The 22932-nt window shown below is 58.0% G+C and carries 20 protein-coding genes; 5 read left to right on the top strand and 15 right to left on the bottom strand.

All coding sequences use genetic code 11. From position 1 onward, the window contains the following. Positions 1-6: 6 nt before the first annotated feature. The 11 genes from murD to CPPEL_RS03860 all read right to left on the bottom strand — a co-directional run bounded on the left by murD (position 7) and on the right by CPPEL_RS03860 (position 11735). Positions 7-1371, bottom strand: coding sequence for a UDP-N-acetylmuramoyl-L-alanine--D-glutamate ligase (gene murD / locus CPPEL_RS03910; RefSeq protein WP_123959910.1), 1365 nt, complete (start codon positions 1369-1371; stop codon positions 7-9). A 3-nt stretch (positions 1372-1374) separates the two neighbouring features. After that, the gene (gene mraY, locus CPPEL_RS03905) at positions 1375-2475 is read right to left on the bottom strand and encodes a phospho-N-acetylmuramoyl-pentapeptide-transferase (RefSeq protein ID WP_123959909.1); all 1101 of its coding nucleotides are present in this window, start codon (positions 2473-2475) and stop codon (positions 1375-1377) included. Beyond that, the gene (locus CPPEL_RS03900) at positions 2472-3968 is read right to left on the bottom strand and encodes a UDP-N-acetylmuramoyl-tripeptide--D-alanyl-D-alanine ligase (RefSeq protein ID WP_123959908.1); all 1497 of its coding nucleotides are present in this window, start codon (positions 3966-3968) and stop codon (positions 2472-2474) included. Before CPPEL_RS03900 ends, mraY begins: the two co-directional genes overlap by 4 nt. After that, positions 3965-5509 carry a UDP-N-acetylmuramoyl-L-alanyl-D-glutamate--2,6-diaminopimelate ligase gene (locus tag CPPEL_RS03895; RefSeq protein WP_123959907.1) on the bottom strand — a complete coding sequence of 515 codons (1545 nt, stop codon included), beginning with the start codon at positions 5507-5509 and terminating at the stop codon, positions 3965-3967. The genes CPPEL_RS03900 and CPPEL_RS03895 overlap by 4 nt, the downstream gene beginning before the upstream one ends. A 91-nt stretch (positions 5510-5600) precedes the next feature. Beyond that, positions 5601-7508 carry a peptidoglycan D,D-transpeptidase FtsI family protein gene (locus CPPEL_RS03890; RefSeq protein ID WP_123961212.1) on the bottom strand — a complete coding sequence of 636 codons (1908 nt, stop codon included), beginning with the start codon at positions 7506-7508 and terminating at the stop codon, positions 5601-5603. 113 nt (positions 7509-7621) lie between these two features. Next, positions 7622-8353 (bottom strand): cell division protein FtsL, encoded by a 732-nt coding sequence (gene ftsL, locus CPPEL_RS03885; protein ID WP_245990502.1) that lies wholly within the window; start codon positions 8351-8353, stop codon positions 7622-7624. A 44-nt stretch (positions 8354-8397) separates the two neighbouring features. Continuing rightward, a complete protein-coding gene (gene rsmH / locus CPPEL_RS03880) occupies positions 8398-9393 on the bottom strand; it encodes a 16S rRNA (cytosine(1402)-N(4))-methyltransferase RsmH (protein ID WP_123959906.1) in 996 nt (331 codons plus the stop codon). A 155-nt stretch (positions 9394-9548) separates the two neighbouring features. Continuing rightward, positions 9549-9980, bottom strand: a complete 432-nt coding sequence (gene mraZ / locus CPPEL_RS03875; RefSeq protein ID WP_123959905.1) for a division/cell wall cluster transcriptional repressor MraZ — start codon at positions 9978-9980, stop codon at positions 9549-9551. 675 nt (positions 9981-10655) lie between these two features. Further along, the gene (locus CPPEL_RS03870) at positions 10656-11039 is read right to left on the bottom strand and encodes a DUF3040 domain-containing protein (protein ID WP_123959904.1); all 384 of its coding nucleotides are present in this window, start codon (positions 11037-11039) and stop codon (positions 10656-10658) included. 112 nt (positions 11040-11151) lie between these two features. Then, on the bottom strand, positions 11152-11268 hold the full coding sequence (locus CPPEL_RS11410; RefSeq protein ID WP_123959903.1) for a hypothetical protein: 117 nt from the start codon (positions 11266-11268) through the stop codon (positions 11152-11154). Between the two features lie 53 nt (positions 11269-11321). Then, positions 11322-11735: an SAV_6107 family HEPN domain-containing protein gene (locus CPPEL_RS03860; protein WP_123959902.1), complete on the bottom strand. Its 414-nt coding sequence runs from the start codon at positions 11733-11735 to the stop codon at positions 11322-11324. A 359-nt stretch (positions 11736-12094) separates the two neighbouring features. Here CPPEL_RS03860 and CPPEL_RS03855 point away from each other — a divergent pair, with 359 nt between their 5' ends. After that, positions 12095-12664 (top strand): GNAT family N-acetyltransferase, encoded by a 570-nt coding sequence (locus CPPEL_RS03855; RefSeq protein WP_245990501.1) that lies wholly within the window; start codon positions 12095-12097, stop codon positions 12662-12664. An 86-nt stretch (positions 12665-12750) separates the two neighbouring features. On the opposite strand, the gene CPPEL_RS03850 is transcribed toward CPPEL_RS03855, so the two are convergent. Then, positions 12751-13728 (bottom strand): methylenetetrahydrofolate reductase, encoded by a 978-nt coding sequence (locus tag CPPEL_RS03850; protein ID WP_123959901.1) that lies wholly within the window; start codon positions 13726-13728, stop codon positions 12751-12753. A gap of 255 nt (positions 13729-13983) precedes the next feature. On the opposite strand from CPPEL_RS03850, the gene CPPEL_RS03845 reads away from it, so the two are divergent. Together CPPEL_RS03845 and CPPEL_RS03840 are read left to right on the top strand one after the other, a co-directional pair. After that, complete coding sequence (locus tag CPPEL_RS03845) at positions 13984-15108, top strand: polyprenyl synthetase family protein (RefSeq protein WP_123959900.1); 1125 nt, start codon at positions 13984-13986, stop codon at positions 15106-15108. 33 nt (positions 15109-15141) lie between these two features. Then, positions 15142-16608: an alpha-(1->6)-mannopyranosyltransferase A gene (locus tag CPPEL_RS03840; RefSeq protein WP_123959899.1), complete on the top strand. Its 1467-nt coding sequence runs from the start codon at positions 15142-15144 to the stop codon at positions 16606-16608. Here CPPEL_RS03840 and CPPEL_RS03835 read toward each other — a convergent pair. Further along, positions 16577-16945, bottom strand: coding sequence for an Rv2175c family DNA-binding protein (locus CPPEL_RS03835; protein WP_123959898.1), 369 nt, complete (start codon positions 16943-16945; stop codon positions 16577-16579). The genes CPPEL_RS03840 and CPPEL_RS03835 overlap by 32 nt on opposite strands. A 124-nt stretch (positions 16946-17069) precedes the next feature. On the opposite strand from CPPEL_RS03835, the gene CPPEL_RS03830 reads away from it, so the two are divergent. Further along, entirely contained in the window at positions 17070-19436 is a 2367-nt protein-coding gene (locus CPPEL_RS03830; RefSeq protein ID WP_123959897.1) for a PASTA domain-containing protein, read from the top strand. Between the two features lie 59 nt (positions 19437-19495). On the opposite strand, the gene CPPEL_RS03825 is transcribed toward CPPEL_RS03830, so the two are convergent. Together CPPEL_RS03825 and CPPEL_RS03820 are read right to left on the bottom strand one after the other, a co-directional pair. Then, on the bottom strand, positions 19496-20884 hold the full coding sequence (locus tag CPPEL_RS03825) for a class II 3-deoxy-7-phosphoheptulonate synthase (RefSeq protein ID WP_164470373.1): 1389 nt from the start codon (positions 20882-20884) through the stop codon (positions 19496-19498). An 85-nt stretch (positions 20885-20969) separates the two neighbouring features. Next, positions 20970-21485, bottom strand: coding sequence for a polyadenylate-specific 3'-exoribonuclease AS (locus CPPEL_RS03820; RefSeq protein WP_123959895.1), 516 nt, complete (start codon positions 21483-21485; stop codon positions 20970-20972). Between the two features lie 146 nt (positions 21486-21631). Between CPPEL_RS03820 and CPPEL_RS03815 the strand changes: the two genes are divergently transcribed. Then, positions 21632-22921 (top strand): glycosyltransferase 87 family protein, encoded by a 1290-nt coding sequence (locus tag CPPEL_RS03815; RefSeq protein ID WP_123959894.1) that lies wholly within the window; start codon positions 21632-21634, stop codon positions 22919-22921. Positions 22922-22932: the final 11 nt, after the last annotated feature.

Below are 22932 nucleotides of genomic sequence, written 5' to 3'. Positions count from 1 at the left end.
CAAGATCTATCTGGCTGACTTGCTCAATGCTTGAATGTAATAGGCAAAGAGGTCACCGCGCTGCGCCATGCTGGTGTACATGTCCAAGCTGGCTGCTGCAGGTGCCAGCACGATGGCGTCGGAATCCTCATACCTAGAAAGGGCGAACCCCACTACCTCACCCATCGCCTTATCGGGATCGGTCGATGCGGTGCACATGATCTCTACACCTGGTGCGTGCGCACGCAACTGTGCTGCAATTTCTTCGCGGTCCACACCAAGCAGCGCTGCCGCTTTGAGGCGATCGGCGTGGTTGCGCACCAGCTCTTCTACGCTTGCGCCCTTGAGCTGGCCACCAGCAATCCAAATGATGGACTCAAAGCCCGCAAGCGCAGCGTCGGCAGCATGGGGGTTGGTGGCCTTGGAGTTATCCACCGCCACAACACCGCCTTCGTTTTCCACCCGCTGGCCGCGGTGGCCTGCAACCTGGAACTCTTGCAAGGCCTGGGCAATTGCTTCGGGGCTTACCCCCTGGGAGCGAGCTGCTGCAGCCGCTGCCAAGGCATCGGCAATACCGGCAGGCCCTGGAGGTTGGATCCCCTCGGTTGGTGCCAGCGGAAGATTGGAATCGCCGAAAGCGCGAGAAACCAGCATGCCGTTGAGCACCCCAAGCTCATTGGCTTGAGGCGCCTCCAGGCGAAAACCAATGCTGCGATCATCTGCGAGCTCGGCTACGGCTGGATCTTCAATACCGGCAATATGAATAGGTGCTGCCAAAACTTTGGCCTTGGCCTGCGCGTATGCCTCGAAGCTGCCGTGCCAATCAATGTGATCATCGGCAAGGTTGAGCAATACGCCCACATCAGGCACCAGGGTTGGTGCCCAGTGCAGTTGGAAGCTAGAGAGTTCTGCAACGAGCACATCAATGCGAGGGCCAAGCAGTGCCTCGGCGATAGACACACCGATATTGCCTACGGCTTGAGCCTCGAAGCCGCCGGCTTGCATCATCGCAGCCAGCATGGCGGTGGTGGTGGTTTTGCCATTTGTTCCGGTTACCACCATCCAGGTGCGCGGCTTGCCAAAGGCACCATCGCGATCAAGGCGGTAGGCAAGCTCAACATCGCCAATGACCGGGATCTCGCGTTGGGCTGCCTCGAGCAGCAGTGGCGAGTCTGGGCGCCAACCCGGCGAGGTCACTACCAGCGAGGCGCCTTCAAGGGTGTCTGGCCCGATGAGGGCAGTGGGGATCCCCTGGGCACGTTCGAGGGCTTCTGGGGAGGCGTCGACAAGCTCGAAATGTGCTTCGACCTTTTGTAATAGCCGTGCTGTGCCGATACCGGAAATGCCGGCACCGGCGACGATGATTTTGCCTTCAAGCAGTGAGGATGCCATGGCTTATACCCCCGCCAGGGAGAGCCACTCGCCGTAGAAAATGGCGATGCCGATCATGCCGAACAGCCCTGCAAGCAGCCAGAAGCGGATCACCACGGTGGTTTCGGCCCAATTGATGTGCTCGAAATGGTGATGCAGCGGCGCCATCTTAAACACGCGCTTGCCGGTCGTTTTAAAGCTGGCCACTTGGATCACCACAGAGGCCGCCTCCAGCACGAAGAGCAGGCCAACCACGATCATCAATAGCTCGGTGCGCGAGGTTACCGAGATGCCAGCGACCAAGCCGCCGAGCGCCAAGGAACCGGTATCGCCCATGAAGATTTGGGCCGGGGCGGCGTTCCACCACAAAAAGCCCACGCAGGCGCCCATGCCCGCGGCGGCCAAAATGGCGAGGTCGAGCGGGTCACGCACGTTGTAGCAGCCCGGCTCAGCACCGGCGGTGCAGGCGTTTCGGTACTGCCAGAAGGTGATCAGGGTGTACACGCCCATGACGATGCCGGTGGTGCCAGCAGCCAGGCCGTCGAGGCCATCGGTGAGGTTCACGGCATTAGACCAGGCAGAGACAAGAATGTAAATGAAAGCCAGGAATACGACGATGCCGATGATGGTCGGGCCCACGGCGAGATCCCAGCTTCCGATATCGCGCAAGAAGCTCAGGTGCGTGGAACCGGGGGTCAGGCCGTTTTCATCGGGGAATTGCAAAATGAGCACGCCGAAGATCATCGCTGCGGCGAATTGGCCGATGAGCTTGGCTTTTTTATTCAGCCCGAGGTTGCGGCCTTTGTAGAGTTTGATGAAGTCATCGGCAAAGCCCAAACCGCCGAGTGCGAGCATCAAGAACATCACCACGGCACCGGTTGCGCTAAAACCACCCTGGTGGGTGAGCTCGCCATAAATGCCCGTGACCAGGTAGGCCACCGAGATTGCGGTGATAATGGCGATGCCGCCCATCGTTGGGGTGCCGCGTTTGCGCAGGTGAGATTTCGGCCCTTCCTCACGGATTTCCTGGCCGATCCCCTCGGCGCTAAAGCGTTTGATCAGCACCGGGGTTAGCAGCACCGATACCAGCAGCGCCACAGCGGCAGCGATGATGATTTGGGTCACTTGTCATTCACCTGCAGTTCGGATTGTTCCTGTTGAGCTTCATTAGTCGCGTGATTGGCCATCAAAGCATCGGCCGCACGCCAAAGTTGAAATGCATTGGAAGCCTTGACCAACACCGTATCGTGTGAGCCAGCTAGCTTTTCGACGACACCCGCAGCCTGCTCAGGCGTCTGCGTCACAGCTTCAGTCAATGCTCCTGCACCGCGAGCTAGGGCTTGGGCGTCTGGTTGATCACCAACGACCACCAACTTGTCTATGCCAAGGCAGGCCAGCTCTTTTCCAAGCCGCTCGTGTTCTTCGGAGGAATCCTCGCCCAACTCCCCCATCGGGCCAAGCACTGCAATGGCTTTTCCCTTATTGGCTTGGGCTGTGCTCACCGCGGCACGGATGCCTGCGCGCATGGATTCGGCGTTGGCGTTGTAGGCATCATCGATCACGGTGAGCCCATCGGCGCGGTGGCGCACATCCATCCTGTGGGCCGAGGCATTCCGGTGCGCTTGGATTGCATCAACGGCGGTAGCAAGCTCCACGCCGGCTGCAAGCGCTGCTGCAATGGCAGCAAGTGCATTCCACACTTGGTGCTCACCGGAGACGTTGAGCTGGATCTCGGCCTCACCTTCAGGTGTGTGCAGGTGGAAAGCCGGTTGTGCCTGGGCATTGAGGCGAATGTCGCTGGCTCGAACAGTGGCGTTATCGGCGGTGCCGAAGGTGCACACCTTCGCCTTGGTGCGCGAGGCCATCGCGGCTACAAGCGGATCGTCGGCATTTAATACGGCAACGCCATCGGCTGGCAGTGCCTCTACTAATTCGCCTTTGGCTTTGGCGATGGTTGCTTGAGATCCGAACTCGCCAAGGTGGGCAGAACCCACATTGAGCACCACGCCGATGCGCGGCGGAGCAACCTGGGTAAGTGCTCGAATATGGCCTACTCCCCTGGCAGAAAGCTCGCTGACTAAAAAGCGAGTATCTGCATCACAGCGCAGCACTGTGTAGGGGTGGCCGATTTCATTATTAAAAGAACCAGGCGGTGCCACCGTGGGGGCTTGTGCAGAAAAGATGCTGGCCATCATGTCTTTGGCCGAGGTCTTTCCTGCCGAGCCGGTGACTCCCACCACGCAAAGCTCAGGGGTGAGCTGATCGCATACATAGCGGGCCAATGAGCTCATCGCCGCGATCACGCTGGCTGCAGCACCAGTGCTGTCATGCGCTGTGGCATAAGCATTAGAACCCGTCTGCTCCACCTTGGCGGCAATGACCGCAGGCACGCCAACATCGCGAAACACCAGCGCGCCTGCCGCACCGGCTTGCATCACTGATTGGGCGAAGTCGTGGCCGTCGACGCGCGCGCCGTGCAGGGCAACAAACAGATCGCCCTGGCTAATCTTGCGGGAATCAAATTCCACCTTGCCGCTTATAAGCTCATTGCCGGTGGCATCAGCGCTCAGGGTGCCACCACAAGCCTGAGCAATGCTGGCTAAGTCGAGGGGGATCATGCGTTATCGCCTGCTTGATTGCTTGGGTCTTCGGTGTTCGGCTGAGATTGCAGCATCTCGGTGATGGCGAGCTCGAGAGCTTCACGATCATCAAAGTGGTGCTGTACGCCGCGAATCAACTGGCCCACCTCGTGGCCTTTGCCGGCCACCACGATGGCATCACCCGGCGTGGCCCACTGAACGGCCTTGCGGATGGCTGCGAAACGATCGCCTTCTTCTACAATCTGCGCGCCATCATCTACAGCTTCAGCGCCTTCCATAATGGCAGCTCGGATCTGCGATGGATCCTCATCACGCGGGTTATCGTCGCTGACGATCAGCAAATCAGCCCTGCTGGCTGCAGCTTCACCCATCAACGCGCGCTTGGAGGCATCACGATTACCGCCAGCACCTAACACCACTGCTACTCGCCCAGGGGTTTGAGCACGAATGGTATCGAGCACCGCGGCCACCGCTGCAGGCTTGTGGGCATAATCCACCACCGCAATAAAGTCTTGACCTGCATCGATTCGCTGCATACGTCCGGGCACGCCGACTGTGGCTAAACCTTCAGCCACCACGTCTGCATCCACGCCCACAGCATCAGCCAGAGCAATAGCCAAGCTGGCATTGGTGATATTAAATGCCCCCGGCATGTTCAGATCCACAGCAATGCGCCGGCCACGAGCATTCAGCGTGAAGTGCTGCGTGCCTGCATCGTTGGTTTGGGCGTCTTCTACAAAGTAGTTGGCTACTACATCGCCTTCTTGGGAGCTTTTCGACGCCAACGCCCAAGGATGCTTGGCGCGAGCGAACATGGCCTGACCCCATTCATCATCGATACAGATCACCGACTTCTCAGGGCTGAGCTCACTCGATGGATCAAAAAGCTTTGCCTTCGTCTCGAAATAATCTTCCATCGTGGGGTGGAAATCGAGATGGTCTTGGGTGAGGTTGCTAAACCCTGCCGCATCAAATTTGGTGCCACCCACGCGCCCCAATGCCAGGGCGTGAGAAGACACTTCCATCACCACATGCGTCACACCCTGTTCCACCATGCGGGCAAAAAGCTCTTGCAGCTTCGGGGCTTCTGGCGTGGTCAGTTGCGTGGGAACCTTCGTGCCGTTGATGCGGGTGCCGGTGGTGCCGATCAGCCCTACGTGCAGGCCGGCATGCATGAGCCCGGCCTCGAGCAGGTAGCTCGTGGTGGTTTTACCAGAGGTGCCGGTAATGCCAATCACGCAAAGGTGCTGGGAGGGATTGTTGTAGAGCGCTGAGGAAACCTGGCCGAGGATGGCTCGGATATCTTCCACCACGATCACCGGGCGCTGTTCGCCAGCTTGTGCCAAAAGCTCAAAGCCTTGAGCATCGCTGAGGATGGCCGCAGCCGGGGTATCTGCCGCGAAGCGGGCGCCGTGGTTACGAGTGCCAGGCAGCGCGGCAAACAGGGCGCCTGGTGCCAGCTCTTGGGAATCCAATCCGATGCCGTGGACCAGCACATCTCCATCACCATGCACGGTGCCACCGGCGATGCGCGCCACTTCAGCTACCCGCATGTTCATGCCTTGCTCCCTTCAACAACGTTCTTTTGACACTTACAGCCGAAAGTGTCAAGGCTAGCACCTGCCGTGCCCTTTTCTATCGCACCACGCATTAGCGTGCCTCCAGCACCAATTGGCCTTCTGGCGGCGGGGAAAGCGGCACATTATCCCTATTGAGCAGCCACGAAGCAATACCGTGGAACAGCGGCGCAGCCGATTGCCCACCTTCGCCGTGGACACCGCGCTGAGGCTGATCCAACATGATGGCCACAACATATCGGGGGTTATCTGCCGGTGCGATGCCGGCGAAGGTGATCCAATAGTTCGAATTAGAATATGCGCCCGTATTGGGGTCTACCTGCTGGGCCGTACCCGTCTTACCCGATACCTGGTAGCCATCGATGGCGGCCTGGGGGCCTGTGCCCTGTTGCAGCCCCGAAGGATCGCTTTGAGCCACGGAGCGGAACATATCGCGCACGGTGCGAGCCGTAGCGGGCGAGACCACTTGCACCTTTTCTGGTTCTGGCTGTTCCACCACGGCACCAGAGGCATCTTCTACATGATCAACGATTCTCGGTTCGATGCGCTCACCGTCATTGGCGATGGCCTGATACACCCCGGCCATCTGCAGCAAGGTCCAAGACATGCCCTGCCCGATGGGCAGGTTGGCAAAGGTACCGCCCGACCACTGCGACAAATTGGGCAAAAGACCAGCCGATTCGCTGGGCAATTCGATGCCCGTGGTTTGGCCGATACCGAATTTCAGCAGCAGATCATTAAAGCGCTGTTCGCCCAAGCGCTCCGCGAGCATCAGTGTGCCAACATTGGAAGACTTACCAAACACACCCGTGGTGGTATAGGGCGCAACGTCGTGGACCCAGGCGTCGCGCACATTCACACCGGCCATATCGATGCTGCCGGGAACCTGGAGCACCTCATCGGGTGTTGTCTTTTTATCTTCAATGGCACCGGCTGCGGTAATCACCTTTGCTACCGATCCAGGCTCAAAGGGAGCAGAGATCGTGGTGTTGGCAAAGGTCTTGCCGCGTTCGAGCTGCTTTTCAATATCCCCATTGGGGTTGATCGTGGCCGAATTTGCCATTGCCATCACCTTGGCGGTCTTGGCATCGAGCACCACGGCCGAAGCACTCTTGGCGCCAGAATTTGCCACCGCTTGTTCCACCTGCTGCTGCACATAGGTTTGCAGATCCAAGTCAAGGCTCAAATGCACTTTGGCACCATTGGTGGCAGGAATTTCGTCTCGCATCGTGCCGGGAATGACCACACCGTCGGGTGAGACGTCGAAGGTTTTTCTTCCGTCTACCCCGGCCAAGATGCCGTCGTTAGAGGCCTCGAAACCGAACTGTCCTTCGCCGTCTTGGCTGATCTTGCCAATGACGTTCTCGGCAATCGCACCATTGGGGTATTGGCGAATACTTTGCATATCAGCGGCAATGCCATGGAAGTCCTTGGCAATTTGCTCGGCAACATCAGGATCGACGTTGCGCACCAACACCTGGTAGGTGGAGTCCGACTTGAGCTTGTTCAGAATGTCTTTTTCGCTCACCTCGGCATTCGACGCGCCAGCTTGCTCAATGGCCTTAGGAATTTCACGCGCGTAGCGCTCAATTTCTTCTTTCACCTTCGCATCGAGGCGCTCATCGCGCTCGGATTCTTTGAGGTCGTAATAATCTTTAGATTCTTGAAGCTCAAAATCGGCTAGCGTGCGCAGCTCTTTGCGCAATACCACCGGAGAGGCAGTAAGCGATCGCGCCTGCATTGTGTAGGCAAGCTGCTGGCCACGCACATCCGAAATCTCGCCGCGGCGTGCAGGATCCACATAGATGCGGGTGCGCTGCTGGGAAGCCTTCTCGCTGAGATCCGGGCCCCACACAAGCTGCACCCAACCCAACCTTGCGGTCAGCACAACAGCCAAGGTAACGCCAATGGTGACGGCGAGTTTGAGGCGACGGCGCAACAGATCGCGCTGGCCATGCGCCTTGGGCTTGCGAGTATTCATTTCACGACGAAGAGCGGCCTCATGCTCGGCCGCTCCTGTCTGCTGTGGGCGGTCACCCGAACGCGCGTTTCGGGGATAGCGCCCGCCGCGGGGGTCGTTCGAGTAGCGATCCACTATCGAGCCTCACCTCTTGTCTCGGCTGCGGGCGGTGCCGCTGGTGCTTGCGGAGCCTGCCCTGGGTACGGCGCAAGCGTAGCGCCATTTGGTGCCGTATTGCCGGAACGCGGCGCAGATTGGTTCGGAACTGGATTGAGCTGGCCGTTGAGCTCTTCAGTTTTTTCAGGATTGCTCGAGGCAGCCCTGGCGCGAATGGCATCGCCATTGATATCCACGATTGGGCGAGTGAGATCCGAGGCGGGACGCTGCTCGACCACGTTGCCCTCTGGATCGGTAGCCAACACACCAGGCTGATCCGGTACCACCAGGTTCATTTCTGCTGCCTTCTTGGCCAGCTCGGCAGTGGAGCTGGCATTGGCCGCATCGCGTTGCAGCGTTTCAATCTGATTGCCGAGCGTGGATTCGGTGGCTCGAAGTTCTTGCAACTTGAACGACTGCGCCGTGGTCATGCCGGAAAGCCCCATGGCAATACCAACGCCGACTACTAAGAGCACGGTCAAGGTGATGACGAAACGAACCAGGCCGCGATCGGCCTTCTTTTGTTCGATCCGGCGCCCGCGGTAGGAAAACACCTGCTGGGAGCCGGGCTTGTGCTGGAAGCGACGGCGCTGGGGTGTTGGCTGCGGACTACGAACCCGACGAGTGGGCGCATCCATTACGGAGGCATGCGTGCTGAAGTCGCGGGAGGTGTGGCTCGACTGGCGGCGCGTGCCTTGCGTCATCGTCATGATGTGCTCCTGAATGGGGCTTGAGTCTTATGTGTTTAGGGTTCTTATCGGGCTTCTACTGCTCTTACGCGAACAGAAGCAGCTCTGGGGTTATCTCGTATTTCTTCTTCGGACGCCTGCTCGGCTCCCCTAGTCACCAGCGAGAATTTTGCTTCGTGGCCAGGTAGTTCCATGGGCAAGCCCGGCGGCGAACTCGAAGTGGTGATCTCTTTGAAGAAGCGCTTGACCAGCTTGTCTTCTAAGGACTGATAGGACATAAACACTGCCCTGCCTGAAGGAGCCAGGCGGTTGCATACTGCGGGCAAAGCCTGCTCGATGCTTTCGAGTTCCTTATTCACCTCGATGCGCAGCGCCTGGAATGTGCGCTTAGCCGGGTGCCCACCACTTCTCCTCGCAGCAGCGGGGATGGTGGCGTAGAGCAATTCCACTAAACGCGCGGAACTACTAAAGGGCTCGTTTTCACGCTCGCGGATCACAGCGCTGGCGATCTTGCCGGCAAAACGTTCCTCGCCGTACACCTTGAGCACTCGGGCGAGGTCTCCGTGGCTATAGGTATTGAGCACCGTTGCCGCGGTGAGTTGTGTTGCCGGATCCATGCGCATATCCAAAGGAGCATCCACGCGGTAGGCAAAACCGCGGTCTTCCTCGTCGAGCTGCATGGAAGACACCCCTAGATCAAACAGGGCACCGGCAAAACCTTCATCTTGTGCAAGCAGGGCGGCGGGGTGCTCTTCAGCAGCAGCAGCTTCGGCCAGCGGTTGATCGAATTGATCAAAACGACAGTGCAGCGCTAGAAAACGATCACCGAAAGGGGCAAGGCGAGCGCGGGCGTCGACAAGCGAACGGCTATCGCGATCAAGCCCAATCACGTGGGCTTGAGGGAAACGCTGCAAGAAGTACTCGCTGTGGCCTCCGGCGCCCAGCGTGCCGTCCAGGATGACCGCACGTTCGCCCATCGCCTCAACTGGCGGCGCGAGCAGATCGCCCATGCGATCGCGCATGACAGGGATATGACCGTGGTGCGTGTGAGACTGCGCCATGTCGATCCTGCCTTTTCGCTTCTGCTTTGGGTGTTGTGGGTTGCAATGTCGTTATGGGGTGCACACAGATCCCCACCCGAGGGCGCTCTGATATCGGGGAAGTACACCAGAGCGCGCCCCGAGCGGAGGTCCTACGTACACTCCATCGGCACTGTCTAGATCAGATCGCCAAGAAACTCGCCTTCGGCAGCGGCAAATGCTGCCTCGGTCTGCTCCTGGTAGGCGCTCCATGCCTCTGCATCCCAGATTTCGAGGAAGTCCACCGAACCAATCACGACGCATTCTTTGCTCAACCCCGCGTACTCGCGGTGCGCGGCCGATAACGTGATGCGCCCTTGACCGTCCGGACGTTGCTCATCAGCACTGGCGGCTAGGTTACGAATGAACGCGCGTGCCTCGGGATTCGTTCGCGATACCGCTGCCGCTTTGCGAGCCCTGGCCGCGAATTCCTCTCGGGGGTACACAGCAAGGCTGTGGTCTTGTCCCTTCGTCACCATCAAGCCGCCCGCTAAGTCTTCGCGAAACTTCGCCGGGAGCGTGAGGCGTCCTTTGTCGTCGAGTTTTGGGGTGTAGGTACCAAGAAACATGCAGGCCACCTACCTCCCTTAGGTTCTCCGACTCCAGATCTTTTCTCGTTTCACACCAGCCACATCGCTATCGCTAGTGATCCACTGTCGCCCACCTTACCCCACTTTCCCCCACAAACAACAGGAGCAACACTCCTATGCTCAAAAATCCAGCAGAAATATAGCTTCTTAACAGCAAGAATGGCCGTGAGGCGAAGTGGGGAGGATGGCGCATTGGCCTCTCACCCCAAAGCAACACATGGGTGCCAGATAGCTTCCAAAGCAGTCACATTGATTAATAGCCGCCACTTTAATGCGTTTTCTTCACACCAGATATGCTCGAAGTGGAGGAAAGTGGGGAAATATTTGGACAGATTTTGGCCCAGTGGGTGAATGTGGGGAACCAGCCAACGCCACCCCACTGCCCCGCAGCCCGCTGAGAAAAACCGGGGAATCAGAATAAAGAGGCATACCCCCGAGCCACACCCTCGCTGGGTAGTACTGTTCGGCGCTGTGTCGTTGGGCGTTACCAAGGCCGCGGGGTGACGCCTAAGCCTCGGGGCGATGCCCAAACCGTAGAGCGGCGCCTAAGCGGGAGATCTTTGAAGAAGATGCGCTTCGGAAGGCTTCAGGCATAGCAAAAGCCGCAGCCATTCGTTATGGCTGCGGCTTTAAATCTGTATGGCGCGCGGTGATCTAGTTATCAAAACGACGCTTGAAGTTTTCTTCCATCTTGCTGGCAAAACCACCCTGGGATTTTGCAGGCTTTGCCTTTGCCTTCTTGGGCGCCTTTGCAGTTGCAGTCCCGCCACCGCCGCGAAGCATCCAAACGGCACCACCGAACATGACAAGGAAGCCGACCACGCTGAGTGCAACAAACATCAGGTTGGACTGCGCTAGCGCCATGCCGCCTACCAGCATGACCAAGCCGATCACCACAACGGCAATGCCACGAAGGGTGAAGTTTCCGATACCGCCATTGCCTTCACGGGCAACCGAGCGGCCAAATTTCGGATCCTCAGCCATCAAGGAACGCTCGATCTCATACAGGGCGCGCTGTTCCTGCTCTGAAAGTGCCACCTTTTGCCTCCGGGGTGATGTATTAGGGGTGCTACTTCACACGCACTTATTGCCTCGGCTTTTGCAAGCAATCAAGCAGATATCGCAATAAAGATAACGCGCTAAGAAGCTTTCACTTCAATATAACGCCCAGCGTAGCGTTTAAGTTCCACGCTCCCATATTTTTTCCGAGTCCTTGACCCAAAAACTTCTCTTTCCACCCAAAGGCCTGGAGCATTACTGCAGCCACATAGCCACCACCGCCCTTGAGTCACCTCGGGCTTCTGTGTGCCTTCCTGCAAATTAGGCTGCCATCGGCGCTGCCCCATCGATAGCTTGGGTGAAATCCCCCACCAGGGACATCAACGCGCGAACCTTCGCTGCATCAATATCCACCTCAAGGCCCATAGATGCGCGCGCCCGCAGCGTCGACCACCGCTGAAACTCTTGCGCCCAGGCTTGGCCGGCATTGCCAGTGAGCTCCAATTGAGCCCACACACCCTTAGGCTTACGCACTCGGCGGGCGATGGGAGTTTGAGAAACCCACGCGCCTGCCACTCGAAGTGCTGCGCGATAGGCGTATTCCAACGCCACGGTGTTATCGCCGCGTTCGAGCATCGCGGCGGCCTCGCGTTGTAGCGCTGCTGATTGATCCAGCAACTGGCCAGCCTTGCCGGGACGCTGGTATCCGGTGGTGGCAGAAATAACGGTGTTCATAGTGCCGCTCCTTTTCATCCCTTCAGATCTGGCGCCTATTGCGCGCATCGATTGAGTTAAACCTAGAACGCAACCTCCGAGTTGCTTAGCCCCATTATAGAACAGTCGTTCGACATTGAAAAGACCTTCCACGGCTTTTTTCTTGCCCTCACCTCAACACCCACGCATTAAGCGCTGGCCCTTTTTACGGTGACAACAACGCCCGAACTCAAAAAAGCGCCATGTATCCGAACAGCCGAACAAGCAGCGCGCACGCACCTTCCACCGCCAGCGCGCAGGCACCTCCCAGCGCCAATACTGTTTGCAAACCAACGCAAAAACTTCACCCGCAACTAGAGCAAACATGATTCGATAGTGAGGTGAGTTATTCCATCCTCGATTTGCCACCGGCAGCGTTTTCTACCCATGCTCCCGCGCTGGTTGATCTATATATCGAGGCAATGGGTTATGAGCCATCTCTTCGCAACCGCGCGATCCATTCTTGGCGTTCAGCCGTGATGGAAGCCGGGTTTGTAGCTGCCTGCGCTTTAAGCGGCGAGGAGCTGCTTGGCGTGACCTATGGGTTTATTGGCAGGCCAGAGCACTGGTGGTATAGGCAAATTAGCCAAGGTATCCGCCGCCAGCACCCTGGCACACACCCCACACAAGCACCAGCGGTATGGCTTCGCAATTACTTTGAGCTTGCAGAAATCCACGTCCATCCCCGAGCCCAAGGCCAAGGGATTGGCAGGACACTGCTGCAGCACATCCTCAATCAGGTACATACCCCAAATATCTTGCTCTCTACCCCAGAGGTGCCCAAGGAACGCAGTGCGGCATTTAACCTCTATCGTTCTGTGGGGTTTGAAGATGTGCTGCGTAACTTCTACTTCCTGGGAGATCCCCGCCCCTTCGCGGTTTTACGCGCACCCAGCCAGCTCACTGCCTAATCAAATCAACTCGCAGCTCTGGCCTGGCTGCTTGCCCAGCAAAGAGAAGATCTTCCTGCCTGGTATTGCTGGGCGCTGTGAGCCTTTTAGCGCAGAGCGTCGTGGCCAAGCTCGGTGCCCCACGCTGGCGCCATGCCTAAGTTGTGCAGCACTTCTTGGGTGGCGCGGGCAAAATTCATCGTCATAAAGTGCACATCTGGCACACCTTCGCGGATCAGGCGGTCCACCATCTGCGTGGTGATCTCAATGCCCACCTTGCGCACCTCATCGGCACCAGTGATCTTGGCTCGTTCGTCTGCCTCGAGTAGTTGACGTCGAAGCGAATCCGGCAGCGTAGCACCGGATAGCTCAATTTGGCGCTTTACGCTGCGGATACTCGTAATTGGCATAACGCCCGGAATGATGGGCTTTGCGCCTTGCTCAGGATCGTAGGCAACTAGCCGATCACGCAGGCGCAAGAAGTAGTCCACGTCGAAAAACATCTGCGTGATGGAAAACTCTGCACCGGCACGCAGTTTGCGCACCGTCATCTCAGTGTCTTGTTCTAGGCTATCGCAGCGGAAATGCCCCTCGGGGAACGTCGCAATGCCAACCTCAAAGTGTTTGGTGGCATCCAAAGATTCCACCAACTCGATTAAGTCACTGGCGTATTCCAGCCCGCCTTCAGTTTTTTGCCAAGGCCCCAAAGGATCAGCACCAGGGGGATCGCCGCGCAAGGCCAAGAGATTAGATAGGCCTGCATCGGCATAGTCGCGCAGAATTTGCTGTAGCTCTTCTACGGTGTGGTTGACCAAGGTGAGGTGCACCAGGGTGGTCAGGGGGTGCTGCGCCAATTTCTTGGCCACACGCAGCGTGCGCTCGCGGCTGGATCCGCCGGCACCATAGGTAACGGATACAAACGCGGCACCGAGATCGTGAAAATCTACGGCAGCATTCCACAGCCTTTGCTCGGCCGCATCATCGCGCGGGGGCATGAACTCCACCGAAAAGGGCACGAGCCCGGGAGGAGTATCGGCAATGACGTCGGTGATTGGCCGCTGATAGCGGGCAGGAATGCTAGGCATGGGTGCAAAGTGTAGAAGATAAAGGCGCAGCGCTGCTAAGCAATCAGCCCGATGGAGGTATTTTTATTCACCCCTCCCCCTTCGGCCTAGCGCCTTTGGGGTGGTGATCCTTTTCAGCCTCTGCCGTGCTGTGTGATGTTGATTAGGTCAACCTTTGGTGGTGGCAAAAAGGCAACCATTCAGATGTGGCATAGGCTAGTAGCAGTTACCTACTTGGACTCACTGCACCCTGTTTTGGAAAGTTGATGCACAGCAATGACCCGAAGCCCTGCTCAGCACAGCGATCTCATGGATCTTCCCGTTATTGTCACGGAAGTTGAAGCAACGCTTCAGCGCTTTTTTGAACAACGCGAACCAGAAATCGCTCGCATCGGCGAACCAGCATCGCTGGCAGTGAACTTTCTTCAAGACCTCGTCTTTAGTGGCGGCAAGAGAATCCGCCCCGCATACGCACTGGCTGGTTTCTATGCGGCAGGCGGTGAAATCGGCGAAGGCGCCCTCGATGCCCAAGCGGTACTGCAGATGGTCAGTGCCTTAGAGCTGATTCAGGCATGTGCCCTGGCTCATGACGATGTGATTGATGCCTCCGATACCCGGCGCGGCCAGCCAACGGTGCACCGCGCTGCCCAGCACCACCATGAAACGCAGAGGTGGCTCGGCGATTCCGCGCACTTTGGCGAGTCTGTGGCGATCCTCGCCGGCGATCTGGCGTTGGTCTGGGCTGACGATATGTTCTTAACTGCGCAGGTGCCCCTAGAAAGGATCGCCGCGGCCATCGAACCCTGGCGCAGCATGCGCACGGAAGTAATCGGCGGGCAGTTGCTCGACATCTTCTTGGAATCGGAAGGCAGTGAGAGCCTGCAGTTGGCCGAAAACGTCAATCGCTTTAAATCCGCTGCCTACACCATCGAACGTCCCTTGCATATCGGTGCTGCGATCGCGCAGGGCTCCCCGGAGCTTATTCATGAGTTGCGCGAATACGGTCGCGATATCGGCATCGCCTTCCAGCTTCGCGACGACCTGCTCGGCGTTTTCGGCGATCCCGCGATCACCGGCAAACCCGCAGGCGATGATTTGCGCGAAGGAAAGCGAACCGTGCTGGTTACTCGCGCCATTGAATTATCTATCAAGCAGGGGCATGAGGACTGGGCACAGCGCATCCGCGAGCAGGTGGGCACTGTTGAAGACCCGGCCGAGATTGCCGAACTTGCCTCTTTGATTAAAAACACCGGAGCGGTAGAAGAAGTCGAGCGAAGGATTGATCAGCTCACCGAATCGGGTATGGCTAATTTGGAACGTGTGCAAGCCTTGGGCGTGTCTGAAAAAGCCATGGACATGCTCTATCGCTTAACCCAACTAGCCACCGCAAGAAAGTCTTAATCACGCTGAAAAGCCGTAGTACAAAGAGAGACCATGCCCGAGCTCAGCACCCGCCGCTTTGACACCATGAACCCCACCACCGTGGGGCTTATTGGGTCGATTTTGATGTTCCTCGGATCCTTCGGCGGCGGTGCGATTCGCCACCGCGGCGGTGCGCTTGAGGCAATAGGCCTTGAATTTTTAAGCTATGGCCACGGCGCCGGCTTTTCCAATATCACCTTATGGGTTGGCACAGCGTTGTTGCTGTTCGCGTGGTTTCTCGCCGGCAGGTTCGTTGCCCGCGGCGTACTCAGCAGTGCTGATCTGCTCAAGATGATGGGGATCTGGGTGCTGCCTTTGGTGTTTGCAGCCCCGATCATGTCGCGGGATATCTACTCATATTTAATGCAAGGCGCCCTGCTTCGCGATGGCTTTGATCCTTATACCCAGGGCGCTTCCGCCAACCCTGGGCCGTTGTTATATGAGGTATCCCACGATTGGCGCAATACCACTACCCCCTATGGGCCACTGCATCTGTGGTTGGGCAAGCTCATCACCAGCGTGTTCCCCGGCAGCATCGCCGCTGAAATAGCGTTATTTAAGCTCGCATCAGTAGCAGGCTTTGCGGCCATCGCCTGGTCGGTGCCGCGCATCGCCACCGCCCTTGGCGCAGACCCTGCCTATGCACTGTGGATTGGTGTGGCCAATCCCGTGATGATCTTCCACCTCATCGGCGGCATGCACAACGAGGCCATCATGGTCGGATGCGTAAGCCTCGGCCTGCTTGCAGTACTCCGGGGGCGTTTCTATCCCGGTGTTGCCATCATTGCCATTGGTATGTCGCTCAAGGCCACCGCGGCGATCGCACTGCCTTTTGCGGTGTGGATCGTGGTATCGCAGCAGCCGGCTGCAAAACGTTGGTCTACCTTTATCCGCACCGCGGTGTTGGGCGCCTTGATCACCATCGGCATTTTGGCGGTGGTGACCTGGCTTTCGGGCGCCTCATGGGGCTGGATTGCGGCGCTGACGGGCAATACCAAGGTGATTAATCCCCTGGCGCTGCCTTCGCTGATCGCCGGAGCCATTGCCAGCGTGGGCGGGCTCGTGATCGAGCCCTTCCCCTACAACGCTGTGCTGGCGGTGGTGCGAAGCCTTTCAATGATTGGCATGCTCATCGGCTTGATTTTCACCTGGTGGCATTTTCGCAAAACCCCGGTGGATGCCATTCGCGGCACCACCGCGGCCTATACGGTGGCGTTTGTATTTAACGCCGTGACCTTGCCGTGGTACTACGCCAGCGTGTTGTCACTGGTGGGAACCTTCCCCAACCCACGTTGGCTTCGGGGCTTAAGCATCGGGGCTTCCATCGTGGTGGCCATGGCCTTTACGGGCAGCGGCAATCACCAGCTATACAACCCAGTGTGGATGGTCATGCTGTTGATTGTGGCGTGGTGGATGACCAGCCACATTCTCAAACTTGGCCGAGACGCTAGAGCGCAGCAGCTTGAGCCCTGCGCATAACTTCGCGCGCGAGGTGCCCGTGGAGGGCGTCGATGGGGCGACCCGGTAGGGAATCATCTTCTTCAAAGAGGTACCTGAAGATCTCCTCGTCGGAGTAGCCGCCGTCGGCAAGCAAAGCAATGCAACCAGGAACGAACTTGTTGGTAGTGCCTTTGGCGCTTAAGAAGGCCTCGGGGATCATCTTGATGCCGTCTTTGAGCACATAGATCAACTTGTGCTCGCCAATGAGGTCGTGCACACGGGTGACGGGGATGCCGAGGCGCTCTGCGTAGTCGGGAACGGAAAGCAGGGGCTCTTCGGGGCTTAAGACTGTCCAGGAAACTTGTTTCGAACTCACCTAGCCAAATGTAGCCGTTGAAGGCGCCAAATCCACGTTGAGGCGGGGGCGAGTTGGTCACGATAAGGCAAAAGTTGTGCCCCAGGTTCGCAATGCCAAAGCATCATCATTCATACTGTTAGCTATGGCAGAGCTTAAAGCAGGTGATCTTTTAGAGAACCGATACCGGATCGAAGCCCCCATCGCCAAGGGTGGCATGTCCACGGTGTACCGCTGCCTTGATGTGCGCCTCGGGCGCCTCGTAGCTGCCAAGGTCATGCACGAGCACTACGTAGAAGACCCGGTTTTCCGCCAACGCTTCCAGCGCGAAGCGCGCTCAATGGCCCAGCTTAGCCACCCCTGCTTGGTTGGGGTATATGACTTTTCGGCCGATGGCGATGAGGTGTTTTTGGTGATGGAGCTCATCACCGGCGGCACGCTGCGCGAATTGCTCGCAGAACGCGGCCCCATGCCACCCCATGCCGCCGTTGCGGTGATGCGCCAAGTGCTCACCGGGCTTGCCGTTGCCCACGATGCCGGGATGATCCACCGCGATCTCAAACCCGATAATGTCTTGATCCACAGCGATCACAGCGTCAAACTTGCAGATTTCGGCCTTGTGCGCGCCGCTTCCGCAGCCCAAGCCACCAGTGCTCAAATTGTGGGCACCGTAAGCTACCTCTCCCCCGAGCAAGTATCCGGTGAAGAGCTCACTCCCGCCAGCGATGTCTATTCAGCCGGCATCGTGCTGTTTGAGCTTTTGACTGGCACCACGCCTTTTGAGGGCAGCTCTCAAATCGCGCACGCCTATGCCCGTTTGGATCAAGACGTTCCTGCGCCAAGTAGCCGCATTGCGGGGGTTCCTCCGCTTATCGACGAGCTCGTCGGCACCGCAACGACCCGGTATCCAGAGGAGCGTTTTGCCAACGCAGAGGAATTTTTACACGCCTTAGAAGATGTAGCTGCAGAACTGGCCTTGCCAGCCTTTAAAGTCCCGGTGCCACAAAATGCGGCAGCGCATCGCGCCTCGGAATCAATGGTGGCCCCCATCGGCCCTACTGATTTACTCACCACCAATATCCCGCGTGAACAAGACGCCACCGAAGTATTTGGCACCGAGGTGATTGATGCCCCCGCAGGCGCTGAGGATGCCACTGAGATTGTCCCTGGCACCCCTGCTCACAATCCGCACGAAACCCAAGCGCTGTTTCCTGACTTTCAAGAAGAAAGCCAAGACGATCCTGGCGAGCCCTGGCCCGAATCTGAGCAGGCCTATCGCAGCACGGCACCGGAAACTTCCGTTATGCCGCCGGTGGCAGGCCCTACCCCTGCGTACTCTCCCGCCGCCTATCCGCCGGCACACACTCCTGCGCCAAGCCCCGAGTACCAGCAGCCGGCGGCCCAAGGCAATGGCGGGCAGGATTACATCAAGCCCACCAGCAACCGCTCTGGTTGGAAGTTTGCCATTTGGATGATCCTGGTAGCGCTGCTTACTGGCGCTATTGCGATTGGTGCGTGGTGGTTTGGTTCAGGCCGCTATGGAGAAATACCTCAGGTTCTAGGCTTAGACCAGGTAGAAGCCACCGCAATGGTGCAAGATGCGGGGTTTAGCACCATAGTTGAACAGGAATACTCCAATGAACCCGCAGATCAAGTGATAGGGACCCGGCCAGAGGTCGGGTCCAAGGCCGTTAAAGGCAACAACATCACACTGTTGGTTTCTCAAGGCCAGCCCACCGTGCCGAATGTGCCACCGAGTCGCACCATTGACGACGTCACCGCGGCACTGCAGCAAGTGACGCTATCGGTGGCCTCGCAGCAACAGGAATACGACAATGACGTTCCGGTAGGCCAAGTCATCGCCACCGACCCCAAAGCAGGCACCGTGGTGCCGGCAAACAGCCAAGTTCGCTTAAAAATCTCTAAAGGGCCTGCCCCGGTAAAGATCCCGAGTGTGCGTGGGGAAAGCGCTGAACAAGCCCGCAAGAAGCTTGAGAGCGCCGGCTTGAAGGTCACTGAATCTCAAGAGTTCAGCGCCGATGAAGAAGCAGGCGATGCCTTTGCCACCGAACCGCCCGCAGGCACCGCAGTGCCGCGCGATTCCAGCGTGACGCTGAAGATCTCTACCGCCATCAAAATCCCGGATGTAGAGGGCATGTCTCAGCAAGAAGCAGAGCGCGTGCTCGCCGAAGCCGGCGTGATCGTAAGCGAAGTCAGCCGCTCTGATAGCTACAGCGGTGATCGCCCAGATGAGGTCGCACGAGTTTGGCCCTCGCCTGGCACGCTGGTAGATCCCGCCACCGCCCAGGTGCGCATGGAACTTGTAGGCGAAGTCAAGATCCCTAATGTGCTGAATAAGAAGCTCGGCGATGCCATCCAAATCCTTGAAGATGCAGGCTTTGAAGTCGATGCAAGCTCAGGCAACAATGCCGCGCGAGTATATTCTCAAAGCCCCCGAGGCGGCAGCGCCCCACCCGGCAGCACCATCACCTTAAAAGTCATTGGTGGCTAATAACGCCAAACGCCGCGCTTGAATAAGCGCGGCGTTGTTTTGTGCGGTGCTAGCCCAAATTAGGAACGCAGCATCTCTGCAACAAGGAATGCCAATTCCAAAGACTGCTGGGTGTTCAGGCGGGGATCGCAAGCAGACTCGTAGCGGCCGGGCAGATCCACATCAGTGATGTCCTCGGCGCCACCGAGGCACTCGGTGACGTTCTCGCCGGTGAATTCGATGTGAATGCCACCTGGGTGCGTACCCAATGCGCGGTGTACCTCGAAGAAGCCCTGGACTTCGTCGATCACCTTGTCAAAGTGGCGGGTCTTGTAGCCATTCGACGCAGTGTGGGTATTGCCGTGCATCGGATCGGACTGCCAAATCACCTTGTGGCCAGAATTCTCCACGGCAGCGATAATGCCAGGCAATACGCTACGGATCTTGTCGTGGCCCATGCGTGCCACCATGGTCAAGCGGCCGGGCTCGAAGTTCGGGTCGAGCTTATCGGCATACGCCACTGCTTCTTCAGGAGTACAGGTCGGCCCGATCTTGATGCCCACCGGATTAGCGATCATGGCCGCGAAGTTCACGTGGAAATCTTCAATATCGCGGGTGCGCTCGCCAATCCACAGTTGGTGTGCGGAAAGATCGTAAAGTTCCGTTTCGCCCTCATCGTTTTGGGCAAGACGCAGCATGGCGCGCTCATAGTCCACAACCAACGCCTCGTGGGAGCAGAAGATATCTGCAGCACGCAGCGTATCGTCGTGCACGCCGCAGGCATTCATGAAGTCCAAACCGCGCTCAATTTCTTGAGCCAGCGCCTCATAACGTGCACCTGCCGGCGATTGAGCCACGAACTCACGGTTCCACTCAGTCAGGCGGGAAAGATCAGCGGTGCCAGAAGCCGTAAGCGCACGCACCAGGTTCATGGCGGCAGAAGAGTTTGCATACGCGCGGATCATACGAGCCGGGTCATGGCGACGTGCCTCTTGGGTAGCGTCCACACCATTGACCAGATCGCCGCGGTAATTCGGCAGGCCATTGCCGTCAAGATCAGAGGAACGCGGCTTTGCGTACTGGCCTGCAATACGCGACATCTTCACCACAGGGGTGGATGCGCCATAGGTAAGCACCACGGCCATCTGGAGCAGCGTTTTTACATTGGCGCGAATGTGCGGTTCGGTGTTCGATTCAAAGGTCTCGGCACAGTCGCCACCTTGGAGTAAGAATGCTTTGCCATTGGCGACGTCGGCAAGCTGCTCTTTGAGCTTACGGATCTCCGGTGCAACCACCACCGGGGGCACAGATTCGAGAATCTTGCGCACGTTATCCGCCATGTGGCGATCCCACGAAGGCTGCTGCTTAGCATCGCGGGCGATCACGTCTTCAAAGCGCTGCTGCAATCCATCGGGCAATGGAGGCAGATCGGGAAGCACGTCTTTGGGGATATCAACTGTCCAACTCACACACATATGTCTAGCACGAGTGCGCAAATTCCCAACCTCTGCCGCCGTTTAAGCGCATCTAGCGGGGGCAACCTTGATAGAAAACTCAACCCCGAAACTGGAAATGGTTGGAAGCATCCAGCGGTAACACCTGCATGCAGGCCTTGAACTTTTCTAAGTTATGGCGCGCATCCACCAACGCATCGTGGCTGCCGGCTGGCACCTCCGGAAGCGAAGGTTTTCCGGCCATCTCCCAGTATTGCCGCAGTTCACGGGTATAGTGCGGGAGCTGTTTTGGAAGGCTGCGCATATCACCCCAAAGCTGCGCCAACACCACATGGTCATAGGCGCCCACCCACGCCCAAAGCTGGGGGCGATCGTCGTGGCGGGTAAGAAACTCAAGCACCTCGCGGCGGATCGTCTCTCGGGACTTCCACGCTTGGTTGGAAGGATTGGGCAGCTTGTTTAGCACATTGTCACGAACCCAGCGATTAGCCAGTTGGTGGTTCGCCTCAGTAGAAACGGCGTAGTATTCGCTGCCGTCTTCGCCAACGATGCCAATGGAGACGAGCTCGATGGTGGAGCCATCTTCAATGAACTCGGTGTCGTAGAAATACCGCACTGCCGGGCAACCTTACTTTTTTAGGCGTTGGGTTTTTTGCTCACGCTGAAATTTCTCTTCGCTTTTCTGCGCCACCACCAAGCCTAAACCACGGCTACCAAGGCGATCTCACCGCACCCTTCGATGGGGATCTAGAATCAGCCAGTGTGACCCATACGCCAACACCCCAACGAACGCTGCCCGAACTAGCGCGCATCGTCAGCCACCCCTTCGTGGTGACAGTGGCCGTGCTGATTGCTTGCGCCTGGATGGTGATGTGGAACCTTTCCAACACGCTCTACGCCGTTCCCTTTGGCACGCTGAGCGTAGATGAGTGGTTTCGCTACCACATCGATTTCGATGTCTACCGCGAAGGCGCTAAAGCCTATTTAGCAGGCGAGAACCTCTATACCCGCGATTATTCGGTGTGGGGCATCAATCTGCCCTTTACCTACCCACCGCTTGCCGCCATCGTGTTTAGCCCCTTCGTGCTCGTACCGGTCAATACCGGAGCCACGGTGCTCAACGTGATCACCGCCTTGCTGCTGTGGCATGTGTTGGTAATGGTGAGCCGTCGCCTGCTGCCTACTTGGACTCCGGGCCAAGTGCGTGGCCTAGCAACGGTGGTTCTGCCGCTTATGCTCGTGCTTGAGCCACTGCGAGAAACGATGAGCTTCTCACAGGTCAATGTGGTGTTGATGTGGCTGGTGGTGCTCGACATTGTGCCGAAGCACAAACGACTGCCCCGAGGCATCCTCGTTGGGTTTGCTGCAGCCATTAAGCTCACGCCCGCTGTGTTTGGCCTCTACTTCTTGGTCAACCGCCAATGGCGCGCCGCTATCACCTCGGTCCTGAGCGCGATTGTGCTCAGTGCTATTGCCTGGATTTTGGCACCCGCCAGCTCAAGCACCTACTGGTTTAGCACCCTGCGCGATCCTGAGCGCATTGGCAACCTTGCGTGGCCAAGCAACCAGTCCATCCGCGGCGTGCTTGCGCGCGCAGGGGTGGAGTCTTCTGCGTTGTGGCTGTTGCTGGTGTTGTTGAGCATCGCGTTGATTGCCTATGCCATGTGGAAAGTCTCGATGCGTGGCGATGATGCAGCGGTGGTGTACGCGGTGGTGGCGAACTCGGCGGTGGCGTTGTTGTGCTCGCCGGTGTCGTGGACCCACCACTGGGTGTGGGTTGCCCCTGCCCTACTGGCACTCAGTTATGCAGCCATTGAGCATTCCAGTTGGTTGCTCGGGGCTTTTACTGTGCTGTGGACAGCAACCGCGCTGCACGCACCCCACTGGAATTTGCCGCGAGACGGCGATGCTGAACGCACGTGGAGCTTGGTCCAGCAGTTCTATGGCAATGCCTATGTGGAGCTCGCGGTGATCGCCATCCTGCTCATGTGTGTCTACGCGGTGCGCTCGAAGCCAGCGGGGCTTGCTGCTTCAAGCAACGCGGCGTCTTAAGCAGACTCGAA

It is taken from the genome of Corynebacterium pseudopelargi, from assembly GCF_003814005.1.
GTDB lineage: Bacteria > Actinomycetota > Actinomycetes > Mycobacteriales > Mycobacteriaceae > Corynebacterium > Corynebacterium pseudopelargi.
Note: the sequence above shows the minus strand (reverse complement) of the source record. Positions and strands in the feature narration are given on the sequence as shown.

Coding starts and splice junctions, on each gene's coding strand:
- CPPEL_RS03860 (WP_123959902.1), bottom strand. CDS start 11,735: ATGAACACCGTTATTTCTGCCACCACCGGATACCAGCGTCCCGGCAAG.
- ftsL (WP_245990502.1), bottom strand. CDS start 8,353: ATGACGATGACGCAAGGCACGCGCCGCCAGTCGAGCCACACCTCCCGC.
- rsmH (WP_123959906.1), bottom strand. CDS start 9,393: ATGGCGCAGTCTCACACGCACCACGGTCATATCCCTGTCATGCGCGAT.
- CPPEL_RS03845 (WP_123959900.1), top strand. CDS start 13,984: ATGACCCGAAGCCCTGCTCAGCACAGCGATCTCATGGATCTTCCCGTT.
- CPPEL_RS03890 (WP_123961212.1), bottom strand. CDS start 7,508: ATGAATACTCGCAAGCCCAAGGCGCATGGCCAGCGCGATCTGTTGCGC.
- CPPEL_RS03830 (WP_123959897.1), top strand. CDS start 17,070: ATGGCAGAGCTTAAAGCAGGTGATCTTTTAGAGAACCGATACCGGATC.
- murD (WP_123959910.1), bottom strand. CDS start 1,371: ATGGCATCCTCACTGCTTGAAGGCAAAATCATCGTCGCCGGTGCCGGC.
- CPPEL_RS03900 (WP_123959908.1), bottom strand. CDS start 3,968: ATGATCCCCCTCGACTTAGCCAGCATTGCTCAGGCTTGTGGTGGCACC.
- CPPEL_RS03895 (WP_123959907.1), bottom strand. CDS start 5,509: ATGAACATGCGGGTAGCTGAAGTGGCGCGCATCGCCGGTGGCACCGTG.
- CPPEL_RS03850 (WP_123959901.1), bottom strand. CDS start 13,728: ATGCCTAGCATTCCTGCCCGCTATCAGCGGCCAATCACCGACGTCATT.
- mraZ (WP_123959905.1), bottom strand. CDS start 9,980: ATGTTTCTTGGTACCTACACCCCAAAACTCGACGACAAAGGACGCCTC.
- CPPEL_RS03840 (WP_123959899.1), top strand. CDS start 15,142: ATGCCCGAGCTCAGCACCCGCCGCTTTGACACCATGAACCCCACCACC.